Below are 22,764 nucleotides of genomic sequence, written 5' to 3'. Positions count from 1 at the left end.
CGGTGTTCACGCTCTCAGCGTCCGCGTACCAGGTCTTGTGGGAACGGCTCGCGCTGCCGCAGATGCCGATCGAGCTGTTGGTGCGACCGCGTGGCGTCGAAGCGCACGAGCGCCGGGCGGAGATCGAGCGAGCCCTGGAAGAGTTGCGCGCCAAGGGATTGCTCGATCGTGGGGAAGCACATCCCGAGCTGTCCGCGGCGCTGTGGTTGCTGGCGGACCCGGAGTCCACTGTGGATGGTCGATTGTGGAACGCTCGGGTGCTCGCGGGGCGGGCGAAGGGGCGTGCGGTGCTCAGTGTCCTGGCCGACGACCGGTTCACGGTGCGGTGGATTGATCCTGGTGATCTCGCCCGCGCAGCGGTTTCGGTGCTGCCGCCGCTCGCGGCCGGACCGGGTCAGGCCGTGAACGTCCCCAGCGAGGTGCTGGGGACGGCGGCCCGGGCTGCTGGCGAGTCGGAGTGGGCCATGGTGGACGCGCTGTCGGCCGCTGGTGTGCCGAGCGGTGACGCGCGGCGACTGGGGAACATGATCCGGGGCCGGAGCAACGGCGCGCAGTTCGGCGCGACCGTGCGGCAGCAGCGAGGCAGCCACGTCGTGGCGTCCTTCGACACTCCCGCCGGGCGGTACCTGATCGAGGAGCGGCGCGGGTGGACGACCGTCGCTCCCGCCGACGCGCAACGGATCAGCGCGCGCGTCGATCAGGTGCTCGCCGAGCTGGTCAGCCGATCTCGCCGAGCAGGTAGCCGATGAAGCCGGCCGTCGCCGACGCGGGAAAGGCAAGCCCGGCAAGGGTGTCGAGGCGTCGGCCGAGTTCGTCGAGCTCCCGGGAGCGTTGCAGGTAGAGGCAGCCGTCCCGGTGTGGGACGTAGCCGACCTCCATGTCCGGTTCGTCGAAGTGCAGCAGGGTGAACGGCCCGTCGATGCCCGGGTGCAGGCCGACCTTGTTGGGCACGACGCGGATGTCGATGTGCGGTGACTCGACGAGTGCCTGCACGTGGTGGAGTTGTTCGCGCAGGACGTCGATGCCGCCGATGGGCCTGCGCAGCACGGACTCGTCGACGAAGAGGCTGACGCCGAGGGGGTCTTCGGTGCGGCCGATGAGGTCCTGGCGGGCCACGCCGAGCGCGAGCAGCTGTTCCCGGCGGGTGTCGTCGGTGCCGACGCGCCAGTTCGCGGCGAGCACGGCGCGGGCGTAGTCGGTGGTCTGCAGCAGCGGGTGGAAGGCGTGCGTGTCGATGCCGCAGAGCAGCGACGCCTCGGACTCCAGGCTGAGGTAGGTGCGTTGCACCTTGGGCAGGTGCCGGGCGAAGGGTTGCCAGTAGCGGGGCCGCTCCGCCTCCTTGATCAGGTCGAGCACCTGGTCGCGGAGGTCGTCGGGCGCGCCGTAGATGTCGAGCAGGTCGTGCACGTGCCGCAGCACGATCGTGTTCTGCCCGCTCTCGATGCGGGAGATCACCGTGGTGGAGGACGCGATCCGGCCCGCCACGTCGGTGTGGCTCAGACCGGCGCGTTCCCGCAGCTCACGCAGGATCCGCCCCACCCGGCGCTTGCGTACGGTCGGCGTGTCGGTCACAACCGATCATGGTTGTGGCGCCGGGTGGGACGGACCAGGGCCGTCACGGCAGCTTCACCGGATCGGGTCAGTCGGCGAGGACCTTGCGACAGGTGGCCATGAGCACGCCCTCCGCGCTCTGCGGGGTCGCCGGGCTGGTGCCGACGGGCTGGGAGGAGGCGAGCGGGACGGGCCAGCCGAAGGCCATCATGCTGGTACCGCGGCCGCTGAACTTGGGGTTCTCGTCCCAGCCGGACTCGTAGTGGCAGGCGGGTCCCGGCCAGTGCCAGAGCACGTCGTCCGCGGGCACGTAGCCGGGGATCTCGTTGGCGTAGGCCATCACCCACAGCTTGCGCGGGGTCGCGGCGCGGGTGCCGACGTTGTAGCCGGAGAGCGCTTCGCCGCCGAGGCCGAGGATGCCGAAGTCGCTGCCGAACTTCCAGCACTGCACCGGCACGTTGTAGACGACCGGAGTGGAGCCGTCGGCGAGTTCGCGACGCATCGCTTCGCAGAACCGGACTCCGGCGGCGTCGCCTTCCTGTGCGGCGCGGATCCGCTCCTGCTCGTAGGCGGCGTCGAGGCGGACCAGGGTGTCGGGGTTGGTCAGGTCTTCGGCGAGGGGCAGCCGCGCGGCGCGCAGGATCGCCTTGATGGGGCCGCGGAGCGGGCTGAGCGCTCCGTCGCGGACGACCTTGAGCGCGCCTTCGCCGACCCGGGTGCCCACGTTGACGACGTCGGCGTCGCTGCCCATGCGGTCGGGGTTGCGGTCTCCGGCGGCGCCGTTGAAGAAGAACGCGGGGCAGCCGAGCTCGGTTTCGAGGAGTTTGCCCGCGACGCCGGGGAAATCGCTGTCGAAGACGGGTTCGCTGCCGCGGGCGACCGGGTGGCAGGAGTAGCCGAACAGGGCGAGCACGGGTGCTTGGGTGCCTTCGCGCCTGGCGAGCAGCACCGGGACCTCGTCGGTCTGCCAGCCGAGGCCGACGCGGTTGACCGCGGCCTTCGCCACGCCTTCGCCGTAGGACAGGGTGACCGCGGTCGGGCTCTTGGCGACGGTTTCCCTGACGAGGGCGACCAGCCGCCGGATGAGCCATTCCGCGTACTCGTTGACCTCGTCGAGCTGGCTGCCGGAGAGCCCGTAGATGATGTACGGGTCGGGCTCTTCCGGCAGCGCCGGGCCCGAGTGGGTGTGGCTGGACTGCAGCATGAACGACGCGTTGCCGGTGAGGCGCAGTTCGTTGACCACGCGGGCGCGGATCCTGCGGGACAGGTACGTGGGCAGGTTGAGCAGGTCGACGCGCACCGCGACCAGCGGGTCACCGGTGGTCTGGCGGATCATGACGCATTCGGCGCGCAGCGGTCGCGCGGTGGTGAAGTTGGGGTTGCCGCGGGGATCCCAGCCGTAGCCGGCCATCCACCTGTTGCGGGCGGTGTTCGGCCCCGGGGTGATGTCGGTTCGGGTGAACGCGACGGAGAACTCGGCCATGCTGTACTCCCCCTCGTTGCGAAGTAACGATCTCCAACGCTAGTGACGGTGACCGGCCACAGCTAGCGCCACACGAGCGAGCCCGCCGGTCCGGCCAAACGCCGCGCTTTTCCCGCCCCAGAACAGCCCCCACCCTCCCAGGGGGGCGACCCCAGTCCCATTATCCCGCGTCCAGCCACCGTGAAGTGCGACGACGCGTCGCCTGTGGACAACCTGTACCACTGTGGACAACTGAGCCGCGCAACGTCGTCGCGCGGCTCTTTCCGTTCAGCCGCATGAAACAATCGGTATTGGGGGGAACCCCCTCACGGCAGGCGTTGCCAAGGCGTGAAGGGGGAATCGGCGCCGGGGTCGGTCTGGGCGCGTTCCCACACTCCGCCGTCGCCGCGCTGCGCGAGGAGCCGGATCCGGCCGGTCGCGTCGATGTGGGCGGAGAGGCCGGACTCCACGCTTCCGCCGAGATAGGTCCACGAGGTGAACCGCACACCGTCCTTTTCGGACTGTCGAGCCATGATCACACCGCCGGAGTGGTCGCGGGCGAAGACGACCATGCGACTGTCGGGCATCGGAGTGGTGACCGCGACCGGCGCGGTCCACCCCGTGCCGCCGAGGTGGGTGATCTGCGGGGACCAACCACCGCCGGGCAGTTCGCAGGCGGTGCCGAGCGCCCCGTCGGTGTGTTCGCGGTTGAAGATCTGCACGCGCCCGTCGGCGTTGCTGGCCACGGCGGACGCGCCGACGCACTCGACGCGCGGGAACGCGGTGTCGAGCGCGAATCCCACCGCGGCGGTCCGCCATCGGAGGGTTTTGCCGCGACCGTCGGCGAAGACGTCGATCTGGCCGTCCGGGCCGAGGAACGCGGACATGGAGTCCTGCACGTCGGGGCCGCCGCCGAGGTCGTTCCACGCGCCGAACGGGCCACCGGGGCTGGACTGCACGGTGGCGCTCAGACCGCCGGAAGCGTTGCGGGCGAACAGGTGCAGCCTGCCGTCCGCTCCCCTGGCCAGCGTGGGCGTCGACGAGAACTCCCCCGTCCCCGGTGGGCGGCCGACCGTGGACCACGCCCAGACCGAACCCGTGCGGAACGCCGTTCGCAGCTGTCCGCCGTCGAGGTCGAGCACGGCGATCTGAGGGCGACCGTTGGCGTTCAGCGCGGCGGTCACGCGGGGCGCGTACGAGCCGGAACCCGCGAGCACGGACGCTGACCAGCCGGAGGATTCCCGTTGCCACACACGAAGTCCTTCTGCGGTGACCGCGAAGACGTAGCCGGGGATCGACCAACCGCCGTCCACCGGCCAACGGCGGTAGACGCGGCGCAGATGCGGGTCGAAGGTGCTCCCGGTCAACGGGTCGAAGGCCTGGAACCGTTGGAACGCAGTGGTTTTCCTAGACAAGTGCGGCTCGGGAACGCACTCCGGGAAGTGGTCGGTGCTGTAGCAGCGGTACGCGGACACGTACGCCCTGCCCCGGTACGCGCGCGCCGCCTTCATGGCGAAGTTCGCGGTGGCGACGTGGTCCTCGTGTTCGCCGAGGTCGCCCAGGTACCGCGGGTCGGGAACGGTGTCCTGGAGCCGGATCACGGTCGGGGCGAACTGGCGCATCAGCTCGGTGAGCATCGCGGTCAGCGAATTGTGGTCGTAGCGCTGGACCGCCGTGATCGGAGCGCCGGTCGGCACGAGGGTGTCCGTCACGAAACCCGGGCGGGACCAGAGGTTGGTCATCGGGTGGTCGTAGCGGTCGTCGAAGCCGTCGGGGATGTTGACGAACATCAGCTCGACGTGGGGGGCGGCGCGCAGCGTGTGCAGTTCGACCTGCTTGCCCGCGATCGTCACCGCGGTCCGGGTCCAGCCGTTGGCGACACCCGCGAGCACCGCGTAGGCCGCGTGCATCCCTCGCTGCAGGTCAGCGGCGTGCTGCTCGCGAGTCAGGGTCTTGGTGCCGTTGTACTCACCGGCGGTCAGGAAGACCGTGCGGGTGGCGCAGCCGCGGGCGATGCCCTGCTGGATGTCGGGATTCATGAACAGCAGGTCGTCGTCGGGGTGCCCGACCACCGCCAGGTGCCGTTCCGTGGTGTTCGACGCGGCCGCGAACCTCGGCAGGCCGACCGTTCCGACCACCGCGCCGACTGCTCCGGCCGCGAGCAGTGTCCTTCGTTTGACACACGACATTCGTCGCTCCCCCAGACAGATAGTGACCCCCATCACTGGTTCGAGTGTCCCGAATTCGCTCCATCGGTATGCGCGTCGTCGCAAAACTGTGATCAACCGGCCTCCGGCTTGACCCTGACGCGGCGTCAACCCTCGACGCTGTCGGCATGAAGCGACTGGTGGTCCTGTTCCTCGGCGCGGAGACGCTGTCCCTGCTGGGCAACTCCATCGCCGGGATAGCGCTGCCCTGGCTGCTGCTCACCCGGACCGGGGATGCCGCGGCCGCGGGTGTCGTCACCGCCGCGACCGGGCTCCCGATGCTGGTCGCGGCGATCGCGGGCGGGGTGGTGATCGACCGGATCGGCAGGCGGCGGATCTCGATCGGCGCGGACATGGCCTCTGCCGCGTGCGTCGCGGCGCTGCCCGTGGTGGACATGCTCTTCGGGCTCGACCTCGGCTGGTTCATCGTGCTGGGCATCGCAGGGGCGGTCTTCGACATCCCCGGTATGACCGCGCGCGAGACGCTGCTGCCGGACGTCGCCAAGGCCACCGGGATGTCGCTGGAACGGCTCAGCGGGCTCCGGCAGGCCATGGTCGGCACCACGCTGATCGCCGGTCCCGCGCTCGGCACGCTCGTGCTGGGCTGGTTGGACAGCGCGGTCGCGCTCTGGGTCACCGCCGCGACCTCCGCACTGGCGGCGCTGCTGACCTGGCTGCTGCCCACGAGCCTCGGCACCACCGGCGTCGCCGAGAAGCAGCACTGGACGAAGGACCTCAAGGAAGCGGCCGCCGTGCTGCGCGGTGAGCCCGTGCTCATCGCGCTGACCGTGCTGTCCGCGGCGAGCGTGCTGGTGATGGCGCCGATCCAGATGCTCCTGCTGCCCGCGCACTTCGTCGCCGCAGGCGGCTCGGCGGGCCAGTTCGGCCCGGTGATCATGGCTTCGGCACTGGGCATGATCGGCGGGAACCTCGTCTACTCCGCGGTCGGCGCCCGGCTGTCCCGCCGCGGCTGGCTGACCGTCTCGCTGATCGCGTCGATCGGCGCGGTGGGCTGGCTGGCCGCGCTGCCCGGCTACTGGTGGCTCGTCGCGGCCTCGGCGGCGCTCGGACTGGTCAGCGGGCCGATCCAGCCGCTGATGCTGGTGCTCACCAGCGAGCGGGTGCCGGAGGGGGCGCGCGGGCGGGTGTTCGGCGTGCAGAACGCGGTGCTGCTCAGCGCGACGCCGGTCGGTGTCTTCGCCGGGGGCTGGCTGATCAGCGGGTTCGGTGTGCACGCCACCGGCACACTGATCACAGTGGTGTGGGCCGTGCTCGCGGTCGGCATGCTGCTGCTCCCCGGGGCCCGGCAGATGGAGGAGGTGCGGGTCGGTGCTGACCATCGGTGAACTGGCCAGGCTCGCCGGCACCACGGTGCGCGCGGTCCGCCACTACACGGCGGAGGGCCTGATCGCCGAGCCGCCGCGCGACGCCTCCGGTTACCGCCGTTACGGAACCCGGGCGCTGATCACCGTCTCCCGGATCCGCCGTCTGCGCGATCTCGGCCTGTCGCTGGACCAGATCCGCGGGCTGCTGGACGGGAAACCGCGCTCACTGGACGAAGCGCTGTCCACTTTGGACGAGGAGTTGGCCGGGCAGGAGCGGAGGATCGCCGCTCAGCGCAAGCGGATCGCCGAGCTTCGGTCGTCCGACGAGGACCCGGAGATCCCCGGCCGGCTGGGCGAGCTGCTGCGCGGGCTGGAAGCCGCCGGAGCCGACGAGCAGATGCTGCGCCGGGAGAAGGAGGCCGTTCTGCTGATCACCGTGACCGCACCGGAAGGCCTCGACCAGCTGACAGAGGCCTATCAAACCCTCTTGGGCAACCCCGCCGACCAGGAGGCGATGGCCGAGTTCTCCCGCGGCTTCCAGGCGCTGGCGGACCTGCCGGAGGACAGCCCCGAGGTCGAACGTCTCGCGGAGAAGTTGTTGGCGGACAACCCGAAGATCTCGGAGATGGCGCGGGCCCAGCAGCCGGCGCCCGGACCGAGCGACGCGTTGTTCCTCGACTTCGTCGACTCGTTCGCACCCGCGCAACGGCGGTTCATGTACGTGATCGCCGAGCGCGTGGCGGAGAGGGGAGGACAATGATCGCGTTCAGGGCCCTGTTCCTGTTGCTGCGCGGGCGGAAGGACGTTCCCGAGGGTGGCGTCGCGGTGCCGTACTCCGGCGAGTCCACCACCGTCCTCGTCGCCCTGCTGGTCGCCTCGCTGGTCGAGATCGTCGCCGTGGAGTTCCTGGTCCCGTGGGCGACCGTGCGTTGGAGCCTGTTGCTGCTCAGCGTCTACGGAGTCGTCTGGATTCTCGGGCACCTCGCGTCGCTGATCACCCGGCCACACGTGATCGGCCCGGCGAACCTGGTGCTGCGCAACGGATCATGCACCGAGCACGCCTTCCCGCTCACCGCGGTCAGGAGCGCGCGGGCCGAGCGCAAGGGCAACCACGAAGGCTCGATGTCCATCGACGACGAGACCCTGAACATCCCGGCAGGCGACACGACCACGGTCTTCGTGGCGTTCGACCCACCGCAGGAGTTCGACGGCCGCACCATCACCGGCGTCCGTTTCCACGCCGACGACCCGAAGGCGGCGTTGCGGCTGCTCGCTAGAACCACCGCTCCAGCACCTGCGCGACACCGTCCTCCGAGTTCGGCGCCGTGACCTCGTCGGCGGCCTCGACGGCGGAGGGGTGGGCGTTGCCCATCGCGACGCCGAGCCCGGCCCACTCCAGCATTGCGATGTCGTTGGGCATGTCGCCGAACGCGACCGCATCGGCCGCGGTCAGGCCGAGCCGGTCGGCGAGGAGCTGGAGGCCGGTGGCCTTGGTGATGTCCTTGACCACCAGCTCGATCAGCCCGGAGCCGATCGAGAAGGTCACGTCGACCGCGTCGTCGAGCACCGCCTTCGCCGCGGTGGCCATCTCGTCACTGGTCATCAACGCGTTGCGGACCAGCAGCTTCACCGCGGGTTTGCCGAGCAGTTCGTCGCGCGGCGCCAGGATCGAGCCGTCCATGGGCCAGGCGTGGACGTAGCCCTTCTCCGCGAGGAAGCAGTCGGCGGCGGAGCCCTCGGCCCGTTCCACGGCGAGCGCGCTGCCCGGGATGGCACGCAGGACCGCGTCGGCCGCGTCGCGCAGCAGGATCGGATCGAGTGTGTGCTGGCTGAGCACGCGGTCCTCGGTGAAGTCGTAGACCATCGAGCCGTTGTTGCAGACCGCGGGCCCGCGCAGGTCGAGCTGGTCGAGGATCGGCCGGGTCCACCTCGGCGGTCGCCCGGTCGCGACGACGAACACCGCGCCCGCGTCCATGGCGCGCCGCAGAACGGCGGCGGTGCGGTCGCTGACCCGCTCCAGCGGGGTGAGCAGGGTGCCGTCGGCGTCCGAGGCGATCAAGCGCGGAATCGTCACACCGCCAATACTGCCAATCCGGGATAGCGTCGTGGAGTGCGCTTCGGAATCGTGATCCTCCCTGATCAGCCCTGGCCCCAGGGCGGTGACCGGTGGCGGAGGGCGGAGTCCTACGGCTTCGACCACGCCTGGACCTACGACCACCTCGCCTGGCGGTCGCTGGCCGACGGCCCCTGGTTCGACGCCGTGACCACGCTGACCGCCGCCGCGCTCAGCACCTCGCGCATCCGGCTGGGCACGCTCGTCGCCAACCCGAGCATCCGGCACCCGGTGGGCTTCGCCCGCCAGGTGATGGCGCTCGACGACCTGTCCGGCGGCCGGTTCACGCTCGGCGTGGGTGCGGGCGCCGCCGTACTCGACCCGACGATCCTCGGCGACCCCCCGCTCGCTCCGCGCGCGCTGGTCGATCGGCTCGGCGAGTTCGTCGAGCTGCTGGACGCGCTGCTGACCACGGACCACGTGAACTACTCGGGCGAGTACTACACGGCGGTGGACGCACGCACGCTGCCCGGCTGCGTGCAGCGCCCGAGGCTGCCCTTCCTGGTGGCGGCGAACGGGGCGAGGTCGATGCGGATCGCGGCGCGCTTCGGCCAGGGCTGGGTCACCACGGGGCCGAAGGTCGAGGACCTGGACGCGTGGTGGAAGGCCGTCGCGGAGCTCATCGACCGGCACCGTGAACTGACCGGTGAATCCACAGTGGACAGATGCCTTTCGCTCGACGCCGCACCGGTCTTCTCACTGTCCAGTGTGGACTACTTCGCGGATGCGGCCGGTCGCGCGGCGGAGCTGGGCTTCACCGATGTCATCACGCACTGGCCGCGGGAGCGCGACTGGTACGCGGGTGACATCGGCGTCCTGGAGGACGTGGTGACGAGCGTCATTCCCCGATACCGGTAGGCGGGCGTAGCGTCGACCGGCATGCGGACCGGAGTGCTGGACCTCGGGCAGACCCGACTGGCGTGGACCCGCGACGGCAGAGGTGATCCGATCGTGTTCGTGCACGGTTCCTGGGACGACCACCGCAGCTGGGACCGCGTGGTCGGGCCGCTCGGCGAGCGCAACACCGTGATCCGGTACGACCGGCGCGGGCACACGGCGAGCACCGCACCTCGCGGCCAGGGCAGCATCCTGGAGGACGTCTCGGACCTGCTCGCCGTCGTGGACCAGGTGGCGGGCGGCCGGGCGCACCTCGTCGGGCACTCCTACGGTTCGTCGATCGTGGTGCTGGCGACGGCGAAGCGGCCCGAGGCGGTGCGCGGTGTCGTGGTGCACGAGCCGCCCCTGTTCGCCGCTCTGTCCACTGAGGACGACGAGCTGCGGCTGGCCGCGGCGAAGCGGATGCGGGAGGCCGCCGAGCTGCTGGGGTTCGGCGACGTCGAGGCGGGAACGCGGACGTTCGTCGAGCACGTCGGGTTCGGCGAGGGCAGCTGGCTCGGCCTGTTCGACGCCGAGCAGCGCGCCACGATGATGGCCAACGCGGAGACCTGGCTCGACCAGTACCGCGACCCGGACCGGCTGGCCGTGGACCCGTCCGCGTTGGTGGGCCTCGGTGTTCCGGTCACCGTGACGACGGGCGGGGACACGCTGCCGATCTACCGCGCGGTGGTGCGGGCGATCAGCGGACTCCTGCCGGAAGCACGGGTGCGGGTGATCCCGGGCGCCGGGCACGCACCGCAGTTGTCCCACCCGGCGGCCTTCGTGGAGGCCGTGCGGGAGGGTCTATGCCTCTGACTTCTCCCTGAGCACGAACCAGGACAACGCCGCCGCGCTCACCAGCAGCACGGCCGCGACGCCCGCCGCGACCACCGCGCCATCGACGAAGGCGTGCCTGGCCACGTCGACGAGCTGAGCCGCCTGCTCCGGCGGCAGTTTCGGCGCGGCGGCGAGCGCTCCGCCGATGGACTCCCGCGCTCCGGTGTAGATCTCCTGCGGCAGCACGGGGGCCAGCACGGTCATGCTGTTGCGGTAGACGATCGTGCTCGCCGCGCCGAGCAGCGCGATGCCGAGCGCCGCGCCGAGCTGGTAGGCCGTCTCGGACAACGCGGACGCCGCACCGGACTTCTCCTTGGGCGCCGCGGTCAGCACCATGTTGGCGTTGACGGTGAACGCCAGCCCGGCACCGCCACCCGCGACGAACATGACGAAGCCGACCGTCCACGCGCTGGTGTCCGGTTCGAAGCCGAGCGCGATGCACAGGCCGCCGCCGATCACCGCGAGCCCGATCGAGGTGGCCTTCCGCGCCGACCAGCGGTGCGCGATGGTGCTGGACATCAGGCCGCCGGTGACCGCGCCGACCGTGCCGGGCAGGTTCAGCAGACCGGAGTTCAGCGGGCTGTAGCCCTGCACCAGCTGCAGGAACTGGGACAGGATGAAGGAGGCGCCCGCGAGACCGAGCACTGCGAGCAGGGTGGACAGGATGGCGCTGCTGAACTTCGGGTTGGCGAACAACCGCACGTCCACCAGCGGGTGCGGGATCACCATCTGCCGACGGCAGAACCAGACCAGCGCGAACACGCCGAGCGCGGCGACCGGCAGCGCGAGCGGCTGAGCCCAGCCGTAGACGGTGATCTCCTTGATGCCGTAGACCACCGCGACGACGCCGACCAGCGAGGCGAACACGCTGGGCAGGTCCCACGCCCCCGGCACCGGGTCCTTGGACTCCGGCACGACCCACAGCCCGACGCCGATGAGCACGATCATCACCGGCACGTTGATCAGGAAGACCGAGCCCCACCAGAAGTGCTGCAGCAGCACACCGCCGATGAGCGGGCCGAGCGCGGCGCCCGCCGAGGCCATCGCGCCCCAGACGGCGACGGCGAACCCGCGCTCCCTGGGGTTGGTGAAGATGTTGCGGATGATCGACAGGGTCGAGGGCATCAGTGTCGCGCCCGCCACGCCCTGCACCACCCGCGCCACGATCAGCAGGTTCGCGCTCGGGGCGAAGGCGGCCACCGCGGAGAACAGGCCGAACCCGGCCGAGCCGATCATCAGCAGCTTCTTGCGACCGATCCGATCGCCCAGCGTGCCCATCGTGACCAGCAGACCGGCCAGCACGAACGCGTAGATGTCGCCGATCCACAGGATCTGGGTGCTGGTCGGCTTCAGGCTCTCGGTCAGGTGCGGGATGGCCAGGCTGAGCACGGTGGTGTCCAGCGACACCAACAGGATCGCCAGGACCAGTGTGGCGAGGGCGATCCACCGGTGCCGCACACTCACCGGGCTGGTCTCGTGGACTGACGACAAAGCGGTCACTCGGTTTCTCCTCGCGTGACGCCACCCACCAGCAGGTCGATGACAGCGCGGGGGTTGTCGTTCCCGGGCAGCCTGCCCGCCCGGGCCGCGAGCGCGGCGGCGAAGAGCAGGCTGGCGAGCGCGTCGACCATCCAGGTCGCGGGCAGGTCGCCCCGGAACGCACCGGAGTCCTGGCCGCGGCGGAACAGCGCGGTCAACCGCTCGTCGAGGGCGTGGAAGCCGGCCTGGAACTCAGGGGTGGTCTCGTCCAGCGGCTGCGTGGTGACGAAGCGGAACAGCTCGGCGACCGGGGTCAGCGCCGAGACCACCCGTTCGAGGGCGGCGAGCGGCTCACCGGTCTCGGGTTCGGCCGTGGTCAGCGCGGCGACCGTCTCGCCGAGGCCGAGCCAGAGCAGCTGGTCCAGCAGGGCGTCGCGGCTGGGCACCACGCGGTGCAGCGTGGCCCTGCTGATCCCGGCGGCCTCGGCCACCTCGGTCATGGAGGCACCGTGGTTGCGCACCAGCAGCGACGCGGCCGCGCGCAGCACCTGGTCCCGATCGGTCACCACGGCGGCGACGCTAACACGGTTGAGACAGCAGCGTCTCAGTAATGCCGAGAACGTAGCGAACTCATGATCTTGCAATGCCGCACCGTCCACTCGCAACATCGCCGGCGAGTTCTTCAGACGGATTTCAGCAGGCGGCCGGGGTGTCCACTTCGGACACCCCGGCCGGGGCTCAGCGGACGGGCTCGAGCACGTCCTTGCCCAGGAACGGGCGCAGCGCGTCGGGCACCCGGACCGAACCGTCGGCCTGCTGGTGGGTCTCCAGGATCGCCACGATCCAGCGCGTGGTGGCCAGGGTCCCGTTGAGCGTCGCGGCGATCTGGGTCTTGCCGTCCGCGTCGCGGTAGCGCACCGACAGCCTGCGCGCCTGGAAGGTGGTGCAGTTGGAGGTCGAGGTGACCTCGCGGTAGGCCTGCTGGCTGGGCAGCCACGCCTCGCAGTCGTACTTGCGGGCCGCGCTGCTGCCGAGGTCGCCGCCTGCCACGTCGATCACCCGGTAGGGCAGCTCGACCTTGGCCAGCATCTCCTCCTCCCAGGCGAGCAGCCGCAGGTGCTCGGAGTGCGCGTCCTCCGGGCGGGTGTAGACGAACATCTCCACCTTGTCGAACTGGTGGACCCGGATGATGCCCCTGGTGTCCTTGCCGTAGGAGCCCGCCTCACGGCGGAAGCAGGTCGACCAGCCCGCGTAGCGCTTCGGCCCGGCGCCGAGGTCGATGATCTCGTCGGCGTGGTAGCCGGCCAGCGGCACCTCGGAGGTGCCGACGAGGTACTGGTCGTCGTCGCGCAGCCGGTAGACCTCGCCGGCGTGGGCGCCGAGGAAGCCGGTGCCCTCCATGATCTCCGGACGCACCAGCACCGGCGGGACCATCAGCGTGAACCCGGCCGCGACCGCCTGCTGGGCGGCCAGGTTGAGCATGGCCAGCTGCAGCTGCGCGCCGACGCCGGTGAGGAAGTAGAACCGCGAGCCGGAGACCTTCGCCCCGCGCTCCATGTCGATCGCGCCGAGGCGTTCGGCGAGCTCCAGGTGGTCCTTGGGCTCGAAGTCGAACGCGGGCTGCTCGCCGACGTGCTTGAGCACGACGTAGTCGTCCTCGCCGCCGTGCGGGGCGCCGTCCTCGACGATGTTGGAGACCGCGCGGTGCGCGGCGACGAACGCCTGCTCCGCCTCCTGCTGCTCGGCCTCGGCGGCCTTGACCTCCGCCGCCAGCTCCTTGCCCTTGGCCAGCAGCGCGGCGCGCTCCTCGCCCTGGGCCCTGCCGACCTGCTTGCCGAACTGCTTCTGCTCGGCGCGCAAGGAGTCCGCGCGGGAGACCGTGGCGCGGCGCCGCTCATCGGCGGAGAGCAGCGCGTCGACGAGGGACGGGTCCTCGCCCCTGGCGCGCTGCGAGTCGCGTGCGGCTTCCGGGTTTTCGCGGAGCGTCTTGAGGTCGATCACACCTGGTGAGCTTAGTGGTGGGGAAAACCGGGAATCGACGGACCGCCGATTCCCGGTCTCCCGAGATCGCCTAGCTGATCGCGACGGCGACCACGAGGCCCAGCGCCAGGTGCGCGGCCGCGATGACCATGCTGGCCGGGGTGTAGGTCTGCGAGCGGATCAGGTTGCCGATGTCGATCCGGGTCACCCACTCCAGCAGCCGGACGGCGAGCACCTGCACGACCACCCCGACGAAACCGAAGACCAGCGCGGAGAGCAGGCCCTCGGACAGCTTGCCGCCGGCGTTGTTGATCACCACCACGACGATGAAAGCCATGCTGATCAGACCGGCGGAGGTGATCACGACCGCGTTCGGCGCGCCGTCGCGGACGAGCTGGCTGAGCTTGCCCGGGGTGGTGAGGTCGATGGCGTAGAACCCGACGAGCATGAGCAGCAGGCCGACGACCGCGTACAGCGCGATGGCGCCGACGCCCCGCAGGAGCGCACCGCCGAAGCCCTCCTCCAGCGCCAGGCTGGAGACGGCGAGTTGGGTGGTCACGAACTTCCTCCTACGACCCAGCCGGGAGAACGACCCGACTGTCCATTATGGATAGTGATTGGCGGTTTCAGGACTCGGGGATGCGGTGCGGAACGAACGCCGCGCCGTCGTCGGTGACCAGGCCGACGGTCTCCCGGATGCCCAGGCCCGCCGAGTGGTCACCGACCACCCACGCGCCCAGCACCGGGCGCATGCCGTCGAACTCCGGCAACGGGTCGAAGAGCTGGTAGACGTAGCCCTCCTTGCCGTACACGCCGCCGGTCTCGTGCTCCATCCCGGGAGCGACGATCTGGATGTTCGACCCCTCCCTGCCGAGCCGCGGCTTGCGCACGTACTCGGTGAGGAAGCCGGGTTCGTCGAGGAAGCACGGCAGCAGGTTGGGGTGCCCGGGGTGCATCTCCCAGAGCACCGCGAGCAGCGCCTTGTTCGACAGCAGCATCTTCCACAGGGGTTCGACCCACAGCGTCCCGGGCTGGCTCTCCACCGCGTGCTTGCCGAACGGGTCGTCGACGACCCACTCCCACGGGTAGAGCTTCACCACGGTGGACATCACGTCCTCGCGCAGGTCCACGAAGCGCTTGAGGTCGGGGTCCCAGCCGATCTCCTCGATGGCCAGCCCGACGGTGTCCAGCCCGGCCTCGGCCGCGGTCTCCTGCAGGTAGGCGGCGGTGACGTGGTCCTCACCGCTGGAGTCCGCCGCCGACCAGGTGAAGTGCGCCTGCCCGGCGGGCAGCCGGTCGGCGAGCCGGCTCCACCGCTCCACCAGCTTCTCGTGGATGGAGTTCCACTGGTCGTCGCCCTCGTGGGTGTCGGTCAGCCAGTGCCACTGCACGACGGCCGCCTCCAGCAACGAGGTCGGGGTGTCGGCGTTGTACTCCAGCAGCTTGGCCGGGCCGGTGCCGTCGTAGCGCAGGTCGAAGCGGCCGTAGAGGTGCGGGTCGCCGCGCTTCCACGACTCGGCGATCGCCGGCCACACCCACTCCGGCAGGCCGAAGTCGCGGTAGCGCTCGGTGGTCACCACGTTGTCCACGGCGTCCAGGCACATGGAGTGCAGCACCTCGACGTCGGCCTCCAGCGAGAGCACCTCGTCGAGGCTGAACACGTAGTGCGTCGACTCGTCCCAGTACGGGCGCTGCACGCCGCCGGGCCCCGCGGCCGGGCTGCCGAACACCAGGCCCTGTTCGGCGACCTTGCGCTCCCAGTCGGCGCGCGGTTCGGAGGTCTGCCTCTGCACTCAGCTGCCTCCGCTGCTGCCGCTGCGGACGCCGAAGCCGCCGCGCTGGATCGACTTGCCGGACGGGGTCGAGATGTTGGCGCCGCTCGGCCGGATCGAGGTGCCACCGGTCACCCTCTGCCCGATGGCCCCGCTGCCGCCGTAGTTGTAGCTGTACTGGCGGCCGCCGCCACCGAGGTAGATGAAGGTGCTGCCGCCGCCGCTGCTGTAGCCGCCGTTGGCGCGCGCGTAGTCGTCGTCGCAGTACTTGTCGTCGACCACGATGTTGTTGTTGTCGACGCAGCGCGCCTCGACGTCGTCGGGCTGGGACGCCGCGTACCAGATGGCGACCAGCGCGACGACGCCGACGGAGACGCCACCGCCGATCAGCAGCCGTTTGCGCAGCTTGGCCTTGCGGGCGGCCTCCGCCTCCTCGGCCTCCTGGCGCCTGCGCGCCTCGCGCCTGGCGGCCTCGCGCGCCCGCTGCTCGGCGACGGTCGGCGGCCGGGCCTTGGTCGTGCTCGGGTCCTGGAAGTTGATCTGACCGCGCTTCGGCTTCGCCGGTGTCCCGACCGGTGTCGCCTGCGCCGTCGGCTCTGCGGCCGGTTCGGGCCGGGCTTCGGCCCCCGGCCGCGGCTCGGCGGATGCGGGCTCGGCCCCGGACGGCCCCTGCTGGGTCGCCGGGGTCTGCTTCGGCTCGGGCGGCTGCTCGCCGCCCGGCGTTTCGTTGTTCGTCATCAACCACTCCCGAGCGGCACCGTACCTAGGTCCTGGGTGTGACGTAGGACAGTGGCCAAATAGCAACCCAGGTCACCCGGATAGACGCTTGGGTTGGCCGGAGCGGGCATCATGGGGTAGATGCCGTTAGCCCCTGCCGTCCAGACCCGCGATCGGACCCACCGCATGGATCACACCCAGAGCACCCGCAGAGTCATGGCGGGCGCGTTCGCCGGTGCGCTGCTCATCCTGGTGGCCAGCACGGTCTTCGGCTGGCAGTTCGGTTCGGACGCGTCCAGCTCCGGCCCGGGTCACGTGCTCGCCGACGCGCCGCCGGGGACCTGCCTGACCTGGACGAAGCCCGATGCCAGCGATGTGAGCAAGGTCCCGTGCGAGAAACCGCACCTGTTCGAGCTGACGCTGACCGCCGACCTGTCCACCGACGCCAACTTCGGTGACGAGGCGCCCTTCCCCGACGAACTGCGCTGGGCCCAGATCGGCCAGAGCTGGTGCGCGGAGAAGACCGTCGAGGTGCTGGAGGGCAGGCTGGACCCGGCGGGCAGGCTGAGCGTGAGCGCGCTCAAACCGACCCAGAAGAGCTGGGAGAACGGCGACCGCAAGCTCTGGTGCGGCGTCCAGGCGGCCGGCCCCTCCGGCGTTTTGTACCCGATCGTGGGAAGCGCGAAGGCCATCGACCAGTCCGACGTGCACTCGGTCGGTCTGTGCGTGGGCATCAGCGGCCGCGCCGTCGCCGACCCGGTCACCTGCGACAAGGCGCACGCCTACGAGGTGGTCGGCGTCGTCGACCTCGGTGCGCACTTCCCGTCCGAGTACCCGGACGAGTCCAAGCAGAACGCCCTGCTCGGCGTGCAGTGCCCGAAGCTGGCCGCGGAGTACGCGGGCGGCCCCAACGTGGTCGAGCAGAAGGGCCTGACGGTCTACTGGGACACCCGCAAGCAGGACAGCTGGATGGCGGGCTCGCGCCGGGTGGACTGCAAGGTCGGCACGCAGCTGCAGGACAAGTCCGGCCTCGCGCCGATCAGCGGCAGCGTGAGCAAGGACAAGCCCGGCAAGATCGACATTGGCAAGGAGCCCGCGCTCGCGCAGGTGCCGGTCGCACCGCCGGGCGCGCCCGCTCCCCCCGGTTCGCCCGGGACCGACGTCAGCGACCAGATGGACGACGTCTCGATCGAGCAGAACGGCGGCGGCCACGACACCGGCGGCTCCCCGCCGCCCACGTCGCAGGGCGGCGGCTGATCCGCCGATGCCGGTCGAGATGTCGCGGGTCCGCTTCGACGAGCTCGTCGAGGAAGCGCTGGACCTGATCCCCGCGGAGCTGGCGGCCGCCATGGACAACGTGGTCGTGCTGGTCGAGGAGCGCAATCCGGACGAGCCGTCACTGCTCGGGCTGTACGAGGGCGTCGCGCTGACCGAGCGCACCTCGACCTACGGCGGGGTGCTGCCGGACCGGATCACCATCTATCGCGAAGCGCTGATGGACTTCTGCTCCGACGAGGACGAGCTGGTCGACGAGATCGCCGTCACCGTGGTGCACGAGGTCGCGCACCACTTCGGGATCGACGACCACAAGCTGCACGAGATGGGCTGGGGCTAGGCCGCGTTTCACAGGCCCGTGTTCGCGATGTCCAGTGCGAGCCCGCCCCTGGCGGCGCGGCCGGAAAGCCCACGTACAACACCGGTGCGCGGACTTCCCGCCGACTTGCCAGGAACGACCTCGATCCTGGCTCTCATCGAACGAGACCTGTGAAACACGGCCTAACCGGCCAGCTCCTCCTCCGGCCAGTGCAGGCAGCGCCAGCCGGAGGAGTCGACCTCCAGCACCACCCGCCCGGTGTTGGGCAGGTACGCGTGACCGGCGACGAGTTCGTCCACGTCGGGGACGAGCTGCCCCACGATGAAGCGGATCACCCCGGCGTGGCTCACCAGCACGACCGTGCCCTCGCTGTGCACGCTCGTGATGCGCTCGATCGCGCTGAGGAAGCGCTCGCGGATCTGCCTGCCGGTCTCTCCGCCGCCCGGCATCGCGCGGTCGAGGTCGCCGCCCACCCACGAGCAGTAGACCTCGCGGTACTTCTCGACGGCGGGCATGTCGGAGCGGCCCTCCAGCTCGCCGATCTGCACCTCGTGCGCACCGGGCAGCACGACGACGTCCAGCCCGTGCGCGTCGGCGATCGGCGCCGCCGTCTCGCGCGCGCGGGCGGCCTCGCTGGCGTAGACCGCGCGCACGGGCTCGCTCGCCAGCGCGAGCCCGGCCGCCAGCGCCTGCCTGCGCCCCTCGCCGGTGAGCGGCGGGCCGGGCAGCTTGGTGTCCAAGATCAAGTCCACATTGGACTGGGTTTGCCCGTGCCGGACCAGGATCAGGCGCAGGCAGCTCACGCTCGCCCTCCGGAACGGATGCCCGCCAGCCACTCCGCCGCGGCGGTGAACGCCTCGTCCGAACCGCTGGAGCCGCCCTCGTCCGCGCGCGGGAACGACCCGAGGAACCGCACGTCCTGGCAGTGCCGCCGCAGCGCCGCCAGCGCCTCGCCGACGTGCGCCTGGTTGACGTGCCCGGCGAAGTCGAGGAAGAACCGGTACTCGCCGAAGCTGCCCTTGATCGGCCGCGACTCGATCCGGGTGAGGTTCACCCCGCGCAGCGCGAACTCGTTGAGCACCCTGGCCAGCGAACCGACCGAGTCCCCGGTCACCACGACCACGGTGGTCCGGTCGGCTCGGGAGGGCGGGGGCACCGCTCCGGGGCGGCGCACGAGCAGGAACCGGGTGACCGCGTCCTCGACGTCGGCGACCTGCCCGGCGAGCACGCTCAGCCCGTACCGCTCGGCGGCCAGCGGCGCGCACACGGCCGCGTCGGCCTGCCCGTCGCGCACGGCGACCGCGGCGGCGGAGGTCGAGGTCGTGGCGGCATGCGCGGCGTCGGGGAGGTTGACCGACAGCCAGCGGCGGACCTGCGCGAGCGCGTGCGGATGGCTGGTGACGGTCCGGACGTCCTCCACGGTGGTACCGGGGCGGACCAGGATGTCGAAGCGCACGGGCAGCATCGTCTCGGCGACCGCGACCAGGGGCGTCCCGTCCGCGAGCGCGTCCATCGTCGAGGTGACGGACCCTTCGACGGAGTTCTCGATGGGCACGCAGGCGGCGTCGCGCTCACCGGAGCGGACGGCGTCGAGCGCGGCGGCGACGGATTCGGCGGGAACGAGGTCGGCGTGGCCTTCGGTGGTGTCGGCGAGCAACTGGCGCGCGGCCTGCTCGGTGAACGTCCCCTCCGGGCCTAGGTATGCGATGCGCGGCACACGCTCCACCTTAAGCGTCGGAACGCGCCCTCAGCGGGCGAATCGGGTGCGGCCGAATGGGTCAGATCGGGGTGAGACGCGGAAGACATATCGAGTCCCCTGTTCAACCCTTGCAATGTTTCCCCCCTCTCGGGCGATGCTTGAGCTGTGAGCGGCGATGCGGAACGCATGGAGACGGCTGGCCTACAGATCAACGACAGTCCCGCGGTCATCCCCGCCCCACGCCGCACCCCGCAGCTCGTGCTGTGCGCGGTCGAGGACGACCTGGCGGAAGCGTGGCTGGAGATCGCGCGGGACCGCCCGGAGATCAGCGTGCACCGGGGCACGATCCTGGAGCTGGACGTCGACGCGGTGGTGAGCCCGGCGAACTCCTACGGCTGGATGCGTGGCGGGATCGACGCCGTCTACGCGCAGGTGTTCCCGCAGATCGAGGAGACCGTGCGACGCGCGGTGCTGGCCTACCACGGCGGTGAGCTGCCGGTGGGTGAAGCGCTGGTCGTGCGCACCGGACGTCCGATGCCCGCGTGGCTGGTGAGCGCGCCGACGATGCGGGAGCCGGGCGAGCGGCTGCCCAAGGACACCGTGCACCCCTACCTCGCGGCGCGCGCGGTGTTCCGGTTGTGGTCTGGCGGGCGGTTGGAGAGCGGCACACCGCTGCGGCGGGCGGTCAGCGCGCTGGCCATGCCCGGCCTGGGCACCGGTGTCGGCGGCGTTTCGCCGCAGGACTGCGCGCGGCAGGTCGCCGCGGCGTGGGACGAGGTCATGGCATGAGGAGAAGGCGCCCTGGCCGAGGAACCAGGGCGCCTTCTCCGGCAGCGTCAGCTGGCGGTGTCAGCCGGGTCGATACCGCGGATCTTGATCTTCGCGGGCTCGACGGGCTTGCGGACGACGCCGCGCACCCGGACCCGGAGCAGACCGCGGTCGTAGTCGGCTTCGACGTTGTCGCCGGTCACGCCTTCCGGCAGGCGGAACTCCCTGCGGAACTCGCCGCCGCGCAGCTCGCGGAAGACCGCGCCGTCCTCGGGTCCCGCCTCGCGGCGGCCGCTGACGGTCAGCTTGCGCTCGCTGACCTCGACGTCGACGCCGTTCGTGATGTCGACGCCCGGCAGCTCCAGGGTGATCACGACGTCCTCACCGTCGCGGTGGACGTCGGCGGGGGGAACGAAGGCCCCCGCACGGTTGTTGACCCCGAAGGCACGGCGGGTCAGCAGGTCGAAGTCGGTGTCCAGCTGCTTGATCAACGACGTGAACGGGTCGCGCACTGCGAGAGCCATCCGAATCCCTCCCTACGTATTTTGACGTCCGGGTTTAGCACTCGGAGTCTATGAGTGCTAACGGAGGACGGGGGGCCGTTGTTCCCAGTACCGTGTGACGCGTGACAACCCGGGTGCTGCTCGTCGACGACCACGAAGTGGTCCGGAGGGGACTTCGCGACCTGCTCGACTCCGAACCCGACATCGAGGTCGTCGCCGAAGCTGGCACGGCCGAGGAGGCCGTGGTCCGCGCGCAGGCCGTGAGCCCGCGGGTGGCGGTCGTGGACATGCGCCTGCCCGACGGTGACGGCGTGACGCTCTGCCGCAGGCTGCGCGATCTGCCGGAGCCGCCGTTCTGCCTGGTGCTGACGGCGTTCGACGACGAGCAGGCGCTCGTGGGCGCGATCCTCGCCGGGGCGTCCGGGTACCTGCTCAAGCAGGTGCGCGGCCAGGACCTGGTGACGGCGATCCGCGAGGTCGCTGCGGGGCGCTCACTGCTGGACCCGCAGACCACGGCCCGCGTGCTGGAGCGGATGCGGCGCGAGGCGGCCGAGCCCGCCGACGAGCTGGCGGCGCTGACGGACCAGGAGCGCAAGGTGCTGGAGCTGATCGGCGAGGGCATGTCGAACCGCGAGATCGCGGAACGGCTGTTCCTGGCCGAGAAGACGGTGAAGAACTACGTCACGTCCGTGCTGGCGAAGCTGCGCATGCAGCGGCGCACCCAGGCCGCCGCGTGGATCGCTAAGCGAACGCGAGGGGAATCTCCCAGGTGACCTTGGTGCCGCTGCGGGCGGAGGAGGTGACCCGGCACCGCCCGCCCGCGGCCGCCGCGCGCTCTTCCAGGTGGCGCAGTCCGCGCTTGGACACGTCCTTGGGGATGCCGCAGCCGTCGTCGACGACTTCCAGTCGTAGCAAGGAGTTCTTCCGCCGCACCCGCACGCTCACCGTGTGCGCCCCGGAGTGTCTGACCACATTGGACAGTGCTTCGCGGAGCGCGGCGCGCGCGTGGTCGGCGGCCTCGGCGGGCACGTTGTCGAGGTCGCCCTTGGTCTCCAGGTCCGGCGGGAACCCGAGCAGCTCACCGGCGATGTCCACCTCCGCGCGCACCGACGCGAGCAGGTCGGCGGGCGGCTCGGGATCGGGCGACCGCAGCGCGCGCACGGTTCCGCGCACCTCTTCGATGGTCTGGTCGAGCTGGTCGACCGCTTCGGCCAGCCGCGCGGCGTCGGCCCGGTCCAAGCGCGTGGCCAGTCGCCGCCCCAGCAGGTCGAGCTGCATCCCGGCGGCGTAGAGCCGCTGCACGATCACGTCGTGCAGGTCCCTGGCGATGCGTTCGCGCTCCTCGTAGACGGCGATGCGCCGACGCGCCGTCGCGCCGTCTGCGAGCACGAGCGCCAGTCCGGCCTGGGCGGCGAAACTCGCGAGCAGGTCCACCGTGAACTGGCTGAACGGTTCCGCCCCGCGACGCCGGTAGACCGCGAGAGCGCCAAGGCGTCTCTCCCGGGTTCCGAACGGCGCGACGGCGAACGGGCCGTAGCCGCGGAGGGCCGCGGGGACGAACGGCGCCGTGCGCGGGTCCACGACGAAATCGTCCACGGCGACAGGCACTCCGCCTCGCGCGACGCGAGCCGCCGCCGAGCGGGCGGAGAGGGTGAGTCCGACCGGATCGTCCTCCGTGGTGGTGGGATGCGCGGCCTCGACGGTCAGCCTGTCGTCCTCGGCACGGACCATGACGAGCCCGAGGTCCGCTTCGGCGAGCGCGGCTGCTCGCCGGACGACGAGCGGCAGCACACCGTCCACGTCATCGCCCTCCAGGGCGGCCGTGGTGATCTCCGTGGAGGCCGCGAGCGCGCGGGCTGCGAGCGTCGGGTCCACCCAAGA

At 70.9% G+C, this 22,764-nt stretch carries 25 protein-coding genes; 10 read left to right on the top strand and 15 right to left on the bottom strand.

The genetic code is table 11. From position 1 onward, the window contains the following. The first annotated feature begins 2 nt into the window (after window positions 1–2). On the top strand, window positions 3–749 hold the full coding sequence (locus BLT28_RS29145; protein ID WP_030428036.1) for an ESX secretion-associated protein EspG: 747 nt from the start codon (window positions 3–5) through the stop codon (window positions 747–749). On the opposite strand, the gene BLT28_RS29140 is transcribed toward BLT28_RS29145, so the two are convergent. The 3 genes from BLT28_RS29140 to BLT28_RS29130 all read right to left on the bottom strand — a co-directional run bounded on the left by BLT28_RS29140 (window position 718) and on the right by BLT28_RS29130 (window position 5,202). Further along, window positions 718–1,572: a helix-turn-helix domain-containing protein gene (locus tag BLT28_RS29140; protein WP_052406991.1), complete on the bottom strand. Its 855-nt coding sequence runs from the start codon at window positions 1,570–1,572 to the stop codon at window positions 718–720. The two genes, BLT28_RS29145 and BLT28_RS29140, sit on opposite strands and share 32 nt — an antisense overlap. A 67-nt stretch (window positions 1,573–1,639) precedes the next feature. After that, complete coding sequence (locus BLT28_RS29135) at window positions 1,640–3,034, bottom strand: hypothetical protein (protein ID WP_030428034.1); 1,395 nt, start codon at window positions 3,032–3,034, stop codon at window positions 1,640–1,642. Window positions 3,035–3,339: 305 nt separating this feature from the next. Beyond that, the gene (locus BLT28_RS29130) at window positions 3,340–5,202 is read right to left on the bottom strand and encodes a PIG-L family deacetylase (RefSeq protein WP_162184804.1); all 1,863 of its coding nucleotides are present in this window, start codon (window positions 5,200–5,202) and stop codon (window positions 3,340–3,342) included. A gap of 146 nt (window positions 5,203–5,348) precedes the next feature. On the opposite strand from BLT28_RS29130, the gene BLT28_RS29125 reads away from it, so the two are divergent. Genes BLT28_RS29125 through BLT28_RS29115 form a run of 3 tightly spaced genes read left to right on the top strand, consistent with a single transcriptional unit; the run spans window position 5,349 to window position 7,874 of the window. Further along, window positions 5,349–6,566, top strand: coding sequence for an MFS transporter (locus BLT28_RS29125; RefSeq protein WP_030428032.1), 1,218 nt, complete (start codon window positions 5,349–5,351; stop codon window positions 6,564–6,566). Further along, entirely contained in the window at window positions 6,550–7,305 is a 756-nt protein-coding gene (locus tag BLT28_RS29120; protein ID WP_052406990.1) for a helix-turn-helix domain-containing protein, read from the top strand. Before BLT28_RS29125 ends, BLT28_RS29120 begins: the two co-directional genes overlap by 17 nt. Next, on the top strand, window positions 7,302–7,874 hold the full coding sequence (locus tag BLT28_RS29115; RefSeq protein ID WP_030428030.1) for a hypothetical protein: 573 nt from the start codon (window positions 7,302–7,304) through the stop codon (window positions 7,872–7,874). Before BLT28_RS29120 ends, BLT28_RS29115 begins: the two co-directional genes overlap by 4 nt. Here the strand turns inward: BLT28_RS29115 and BLT28_RS29110 are convergent. Beyond that, entirely contained in the window at window positions 7,819–8,619 is an 801-nt protein-coding gene (locus BLT28_RS29110) for an HAD family hydrolase (protein ID WP_030428029.1), read from the bottom strand. The two genes, BLT28_RS29115 and BLT28_RS29110, sit on opposite strands and share 56 nt — an antisense overlap. A gap of 36 nt (window positions 8,620–8,655) precedes the next feature. Between BLT28_RS29110 and BLT28_RS29105 the strand changes: the two genes are divergently transcribed. After that, entirely contained in the window at window positions 8,656–9,516 is an 861-nt protein-coding gene (locus tag BLT28_RS29105) for an LLM class flavin-dependent oxidoreductase (RefSeq protein ID WP_030428028.1), read from the top strand. Between the two features lie 21 nt (window positions 9,517–9,537). Further along, window positions 9,538–10,350 (top strand): alpha/beta fold hydrolase, encoded by an 813-nt coding sequence (locus BLT28_RS29100; protein WP_043810579.1) that lies wholly within the window; start codon window positions 9,538–9,540, stop codon window positions 10,348–10,350. Here BLT28_RS29100 and BLT28_RS29095 read toward each other — a convergent pair. From BLT28_RS29095 to BLT28_RS29070, 6 genes are all read right to left on the bottom strand, one after another. Continuing rightward, window positions 10,339–11,871 (bottom strand): MFS transporter, encoded by a 1,533-nt coding sequence (locus tag BLT28_RS29095; RefSeq protein ID WP_030428026.1) that lies wholly within the window; start codon window positions 11,869–11,871, stop codon window positions 10,339–10,341. The two genes, BLT28_RS29100 and BLT28_RS29095, sit on opposite strands and share 12 nt — an antisense overlap. After that, window positions 11,868–12,419 carry a TetR/AcrR family transcriptional regulator gene (locus tag BLT28_RS29090; RefSeq protein WP_030428025.1) on the bottom strand — a complete coding sequence of 184 codons (552 nt, stop codon included), beginning with the start codon at window positions 12,417–12,419 and terminating at the stop codon, window positions 11,868–11,870. Before BLT28_RS29090 ends, BLT28_RS29095 begins: the two co-directional genes overlap by 4 nt. Window positions 12,420–12,588: 169 nt before the next feature. Continuing rightward, complete coding sequence (gene serS / locus BLT28_RS29085) at window positions 12,589–13,851, bottom strand: serine--tRNA ligase (RefSeq protein ID WP_030428024.1); 1,263 nt, start codon at window positions 13,849–13,851, stop codon at window positions 12,589–12,591. Window positions 13,852–13,921: 70 nt separating this feature from the next. Then, the gene (locus BLT28_RS29080) at window positions 13,922–14,389 is read right to left on the bottom strand and encodes a DUF350 domain-containing protein (RefSeq protein WP_030428023.1); all 468 of its coding nucleotides are present in this window, start codon (window positions 14,387–14,389) and stop codon (window positions 13,922–13,924) included. A gap of 67 nt (window positions 14,390–14,456) precedes the next feature. Continuing rightward, on the bottom strand, window positions 14,457–15,623 hold the full coding sequence (locus BLT28_RS29075) for a glutathionylspermidine synthase family protein (RefSeq protein ID WP_030428022.1): 1,167 nt from the start codon (window positions 15,621–15,623) through the stop codon (window positions 14,457–14,459). After that, window positions 15,624–16,340, bottom strand: a complete 717-nt coding sequence (locus tag BLT28_RS29070; RefSeq protein ID WP_322788466.1) for a hypothetical protein — start codon at window positions 16,338–16,340, stop codon at window positions 15,624–15,626. 165 nt (window positions 16,341–16,505) lie between these two features. On the opposite strand from BLT28_RS29070, the gene BLT28_RS29065 reads away from it, so the two are divergent. Further along, complete coding sequence (locus tag BLT28_RS29065; protein WP_081900094.1) at window positions 16,506–17,576, top strand: septum formation family protein; 1,071 nt, start codon at window positions 16,506–16,508, stop codon at window positions 17,574–17,576. Window positions 17,577–17,583: 7 nt separating this feature from the next. Beyond that, window positions 17,584–17,934, top strand: a complete 351-nt coding sequence (locus BLT28_RS29060; RefSeq protein ID WP_030428019.1) for a metallopeptidase family protein — start codon at window positions 17,584–17,586, stop codon at window positions 17,932–17,934. 8 nt (window positions 17,935–17,942) lie between these two features. Here BLT28_RS29060 and BLT28_RS42610 read toward each other — a convergent pair whose 3' ends face one another. Genes BLT28_RS42610 through pheA form a run of 3 tightly spaced genes read right to left on the bottom strand, consistent with a single transcriptional unit; the run spans window position 17,943 to window position 19,630 of the window. Beyond that, window positions 17,943–18,071, bottom strand: a complete 129-nt coding sequence (locus BLT28_RS42610) for a hypothetical protein (protein WP_269459608.1) — start codon at window positions 18,069–18,071, stop codon at window positions 17,943–17,945. A 24-nt stretch (window positions 18,072–18,095) separates the two neighbouring features. Next, on the bottom strand, window positions 18,096–18,716 hold the full coding sequence (locus BLT28_RS29055) for a histidine phosphatase family protein (RefSeq protein ID WP_322788465.1): 621 nt from the start codon (window positions 18,714–18,716) through the stop codon (window positions 18,096–18,098). Continuing rightward, window positions 18,713–19,630 carry a prephenate dehydratase gene (gene pheA, locus BLT28_RS29050; protein ID WP_030428017.1) on the bottom strand — a complete coding sequence of 306 codons (918 nt, stop codon included), beginning with the start codon at window positions 19,628–19,630 and terminating at the stop codon, window positions 18,713–18,715. The genes BLT28_RS29055 and pheA overlap by 4 nt, the downstream gene beginning before the upstream one ends. Window positions 19,631–19,798: 168 nt before the next feature. Here pheA and BLT28_RS29045 point away from each other — a divergent pair, with 168 nt between their 5' ends. Then, entirely contained in the window at window positions 19,799–20,401 is a 603-nt protein-coding gene (locus BLT28_RS29045) for a macro domain-containing protein (RefSeq protein ID WP_081900093.1), read from the top strand. Window positions 20,402–20,448: 47 nt separating this feature from the next. Here the strand turns inward: BLT28_RS29045 and BLT28_RS29040 are convergent, their stop codons facing one another. Then, entirely contained in the window at window positions 20,449–20,904 is a 456-nt protein-coding gene (locus tag BLT28_RS29040; RefSeq protein WP_030428015.1) for an Hsp20/alpha crystallin family protein, read from the bottom strand. Window positions 20,905–21,005: 101 nt separating this feature from the next. On the opposite strand from BLT28_RS29040, the gene BLT28_RS29035 reads away from it, so the two are divergent. Next, on the top strand, window positions 21,006–21,656 hold the full coding sequence (locus tag BLT28_RS29035; protein WP_030428014.1) for a response regulator: 651 nt from the start codon (window positions 21,006–21,008) through the stop codon (window positions 21,654–21,656). On the opposite strand, the gene BLT28_RS29030 is transcribed toward BLT28_RS29035, so the two are convergent. Continuing rightward, a complete protein-coding gene (locus BLT28_RS29030; RefSeq protein WP_030428013.1) occupies window positions 21,625–22,758 on the bottom strand; it encodes a GAF domain-containing sensor histidine kinase in 1,134 nt (377 codons plus the stop codon). The genes BLT28_RS29035 and BLT28_RS29030 overlap by 32 nt on opposite strands. Window positions 22,759–22,764: the final 6 nt, after the last annotated feature.

The sequence above is a fragment of the Allokutzneria albata genome (assembly GCF_900103775.1).
Lineage (GTDB): Bacteria > Actinomycetota > Actinomycetes > Mycobacteriales > Pseudonocardiaceae > Allokutzneria > Allokutzneria albata.
The sequence above is the reverse complement of the archived record's forward strand: the minus strand, read 5'-3'. Positions and strand labels throughout refer to the sequence as shown.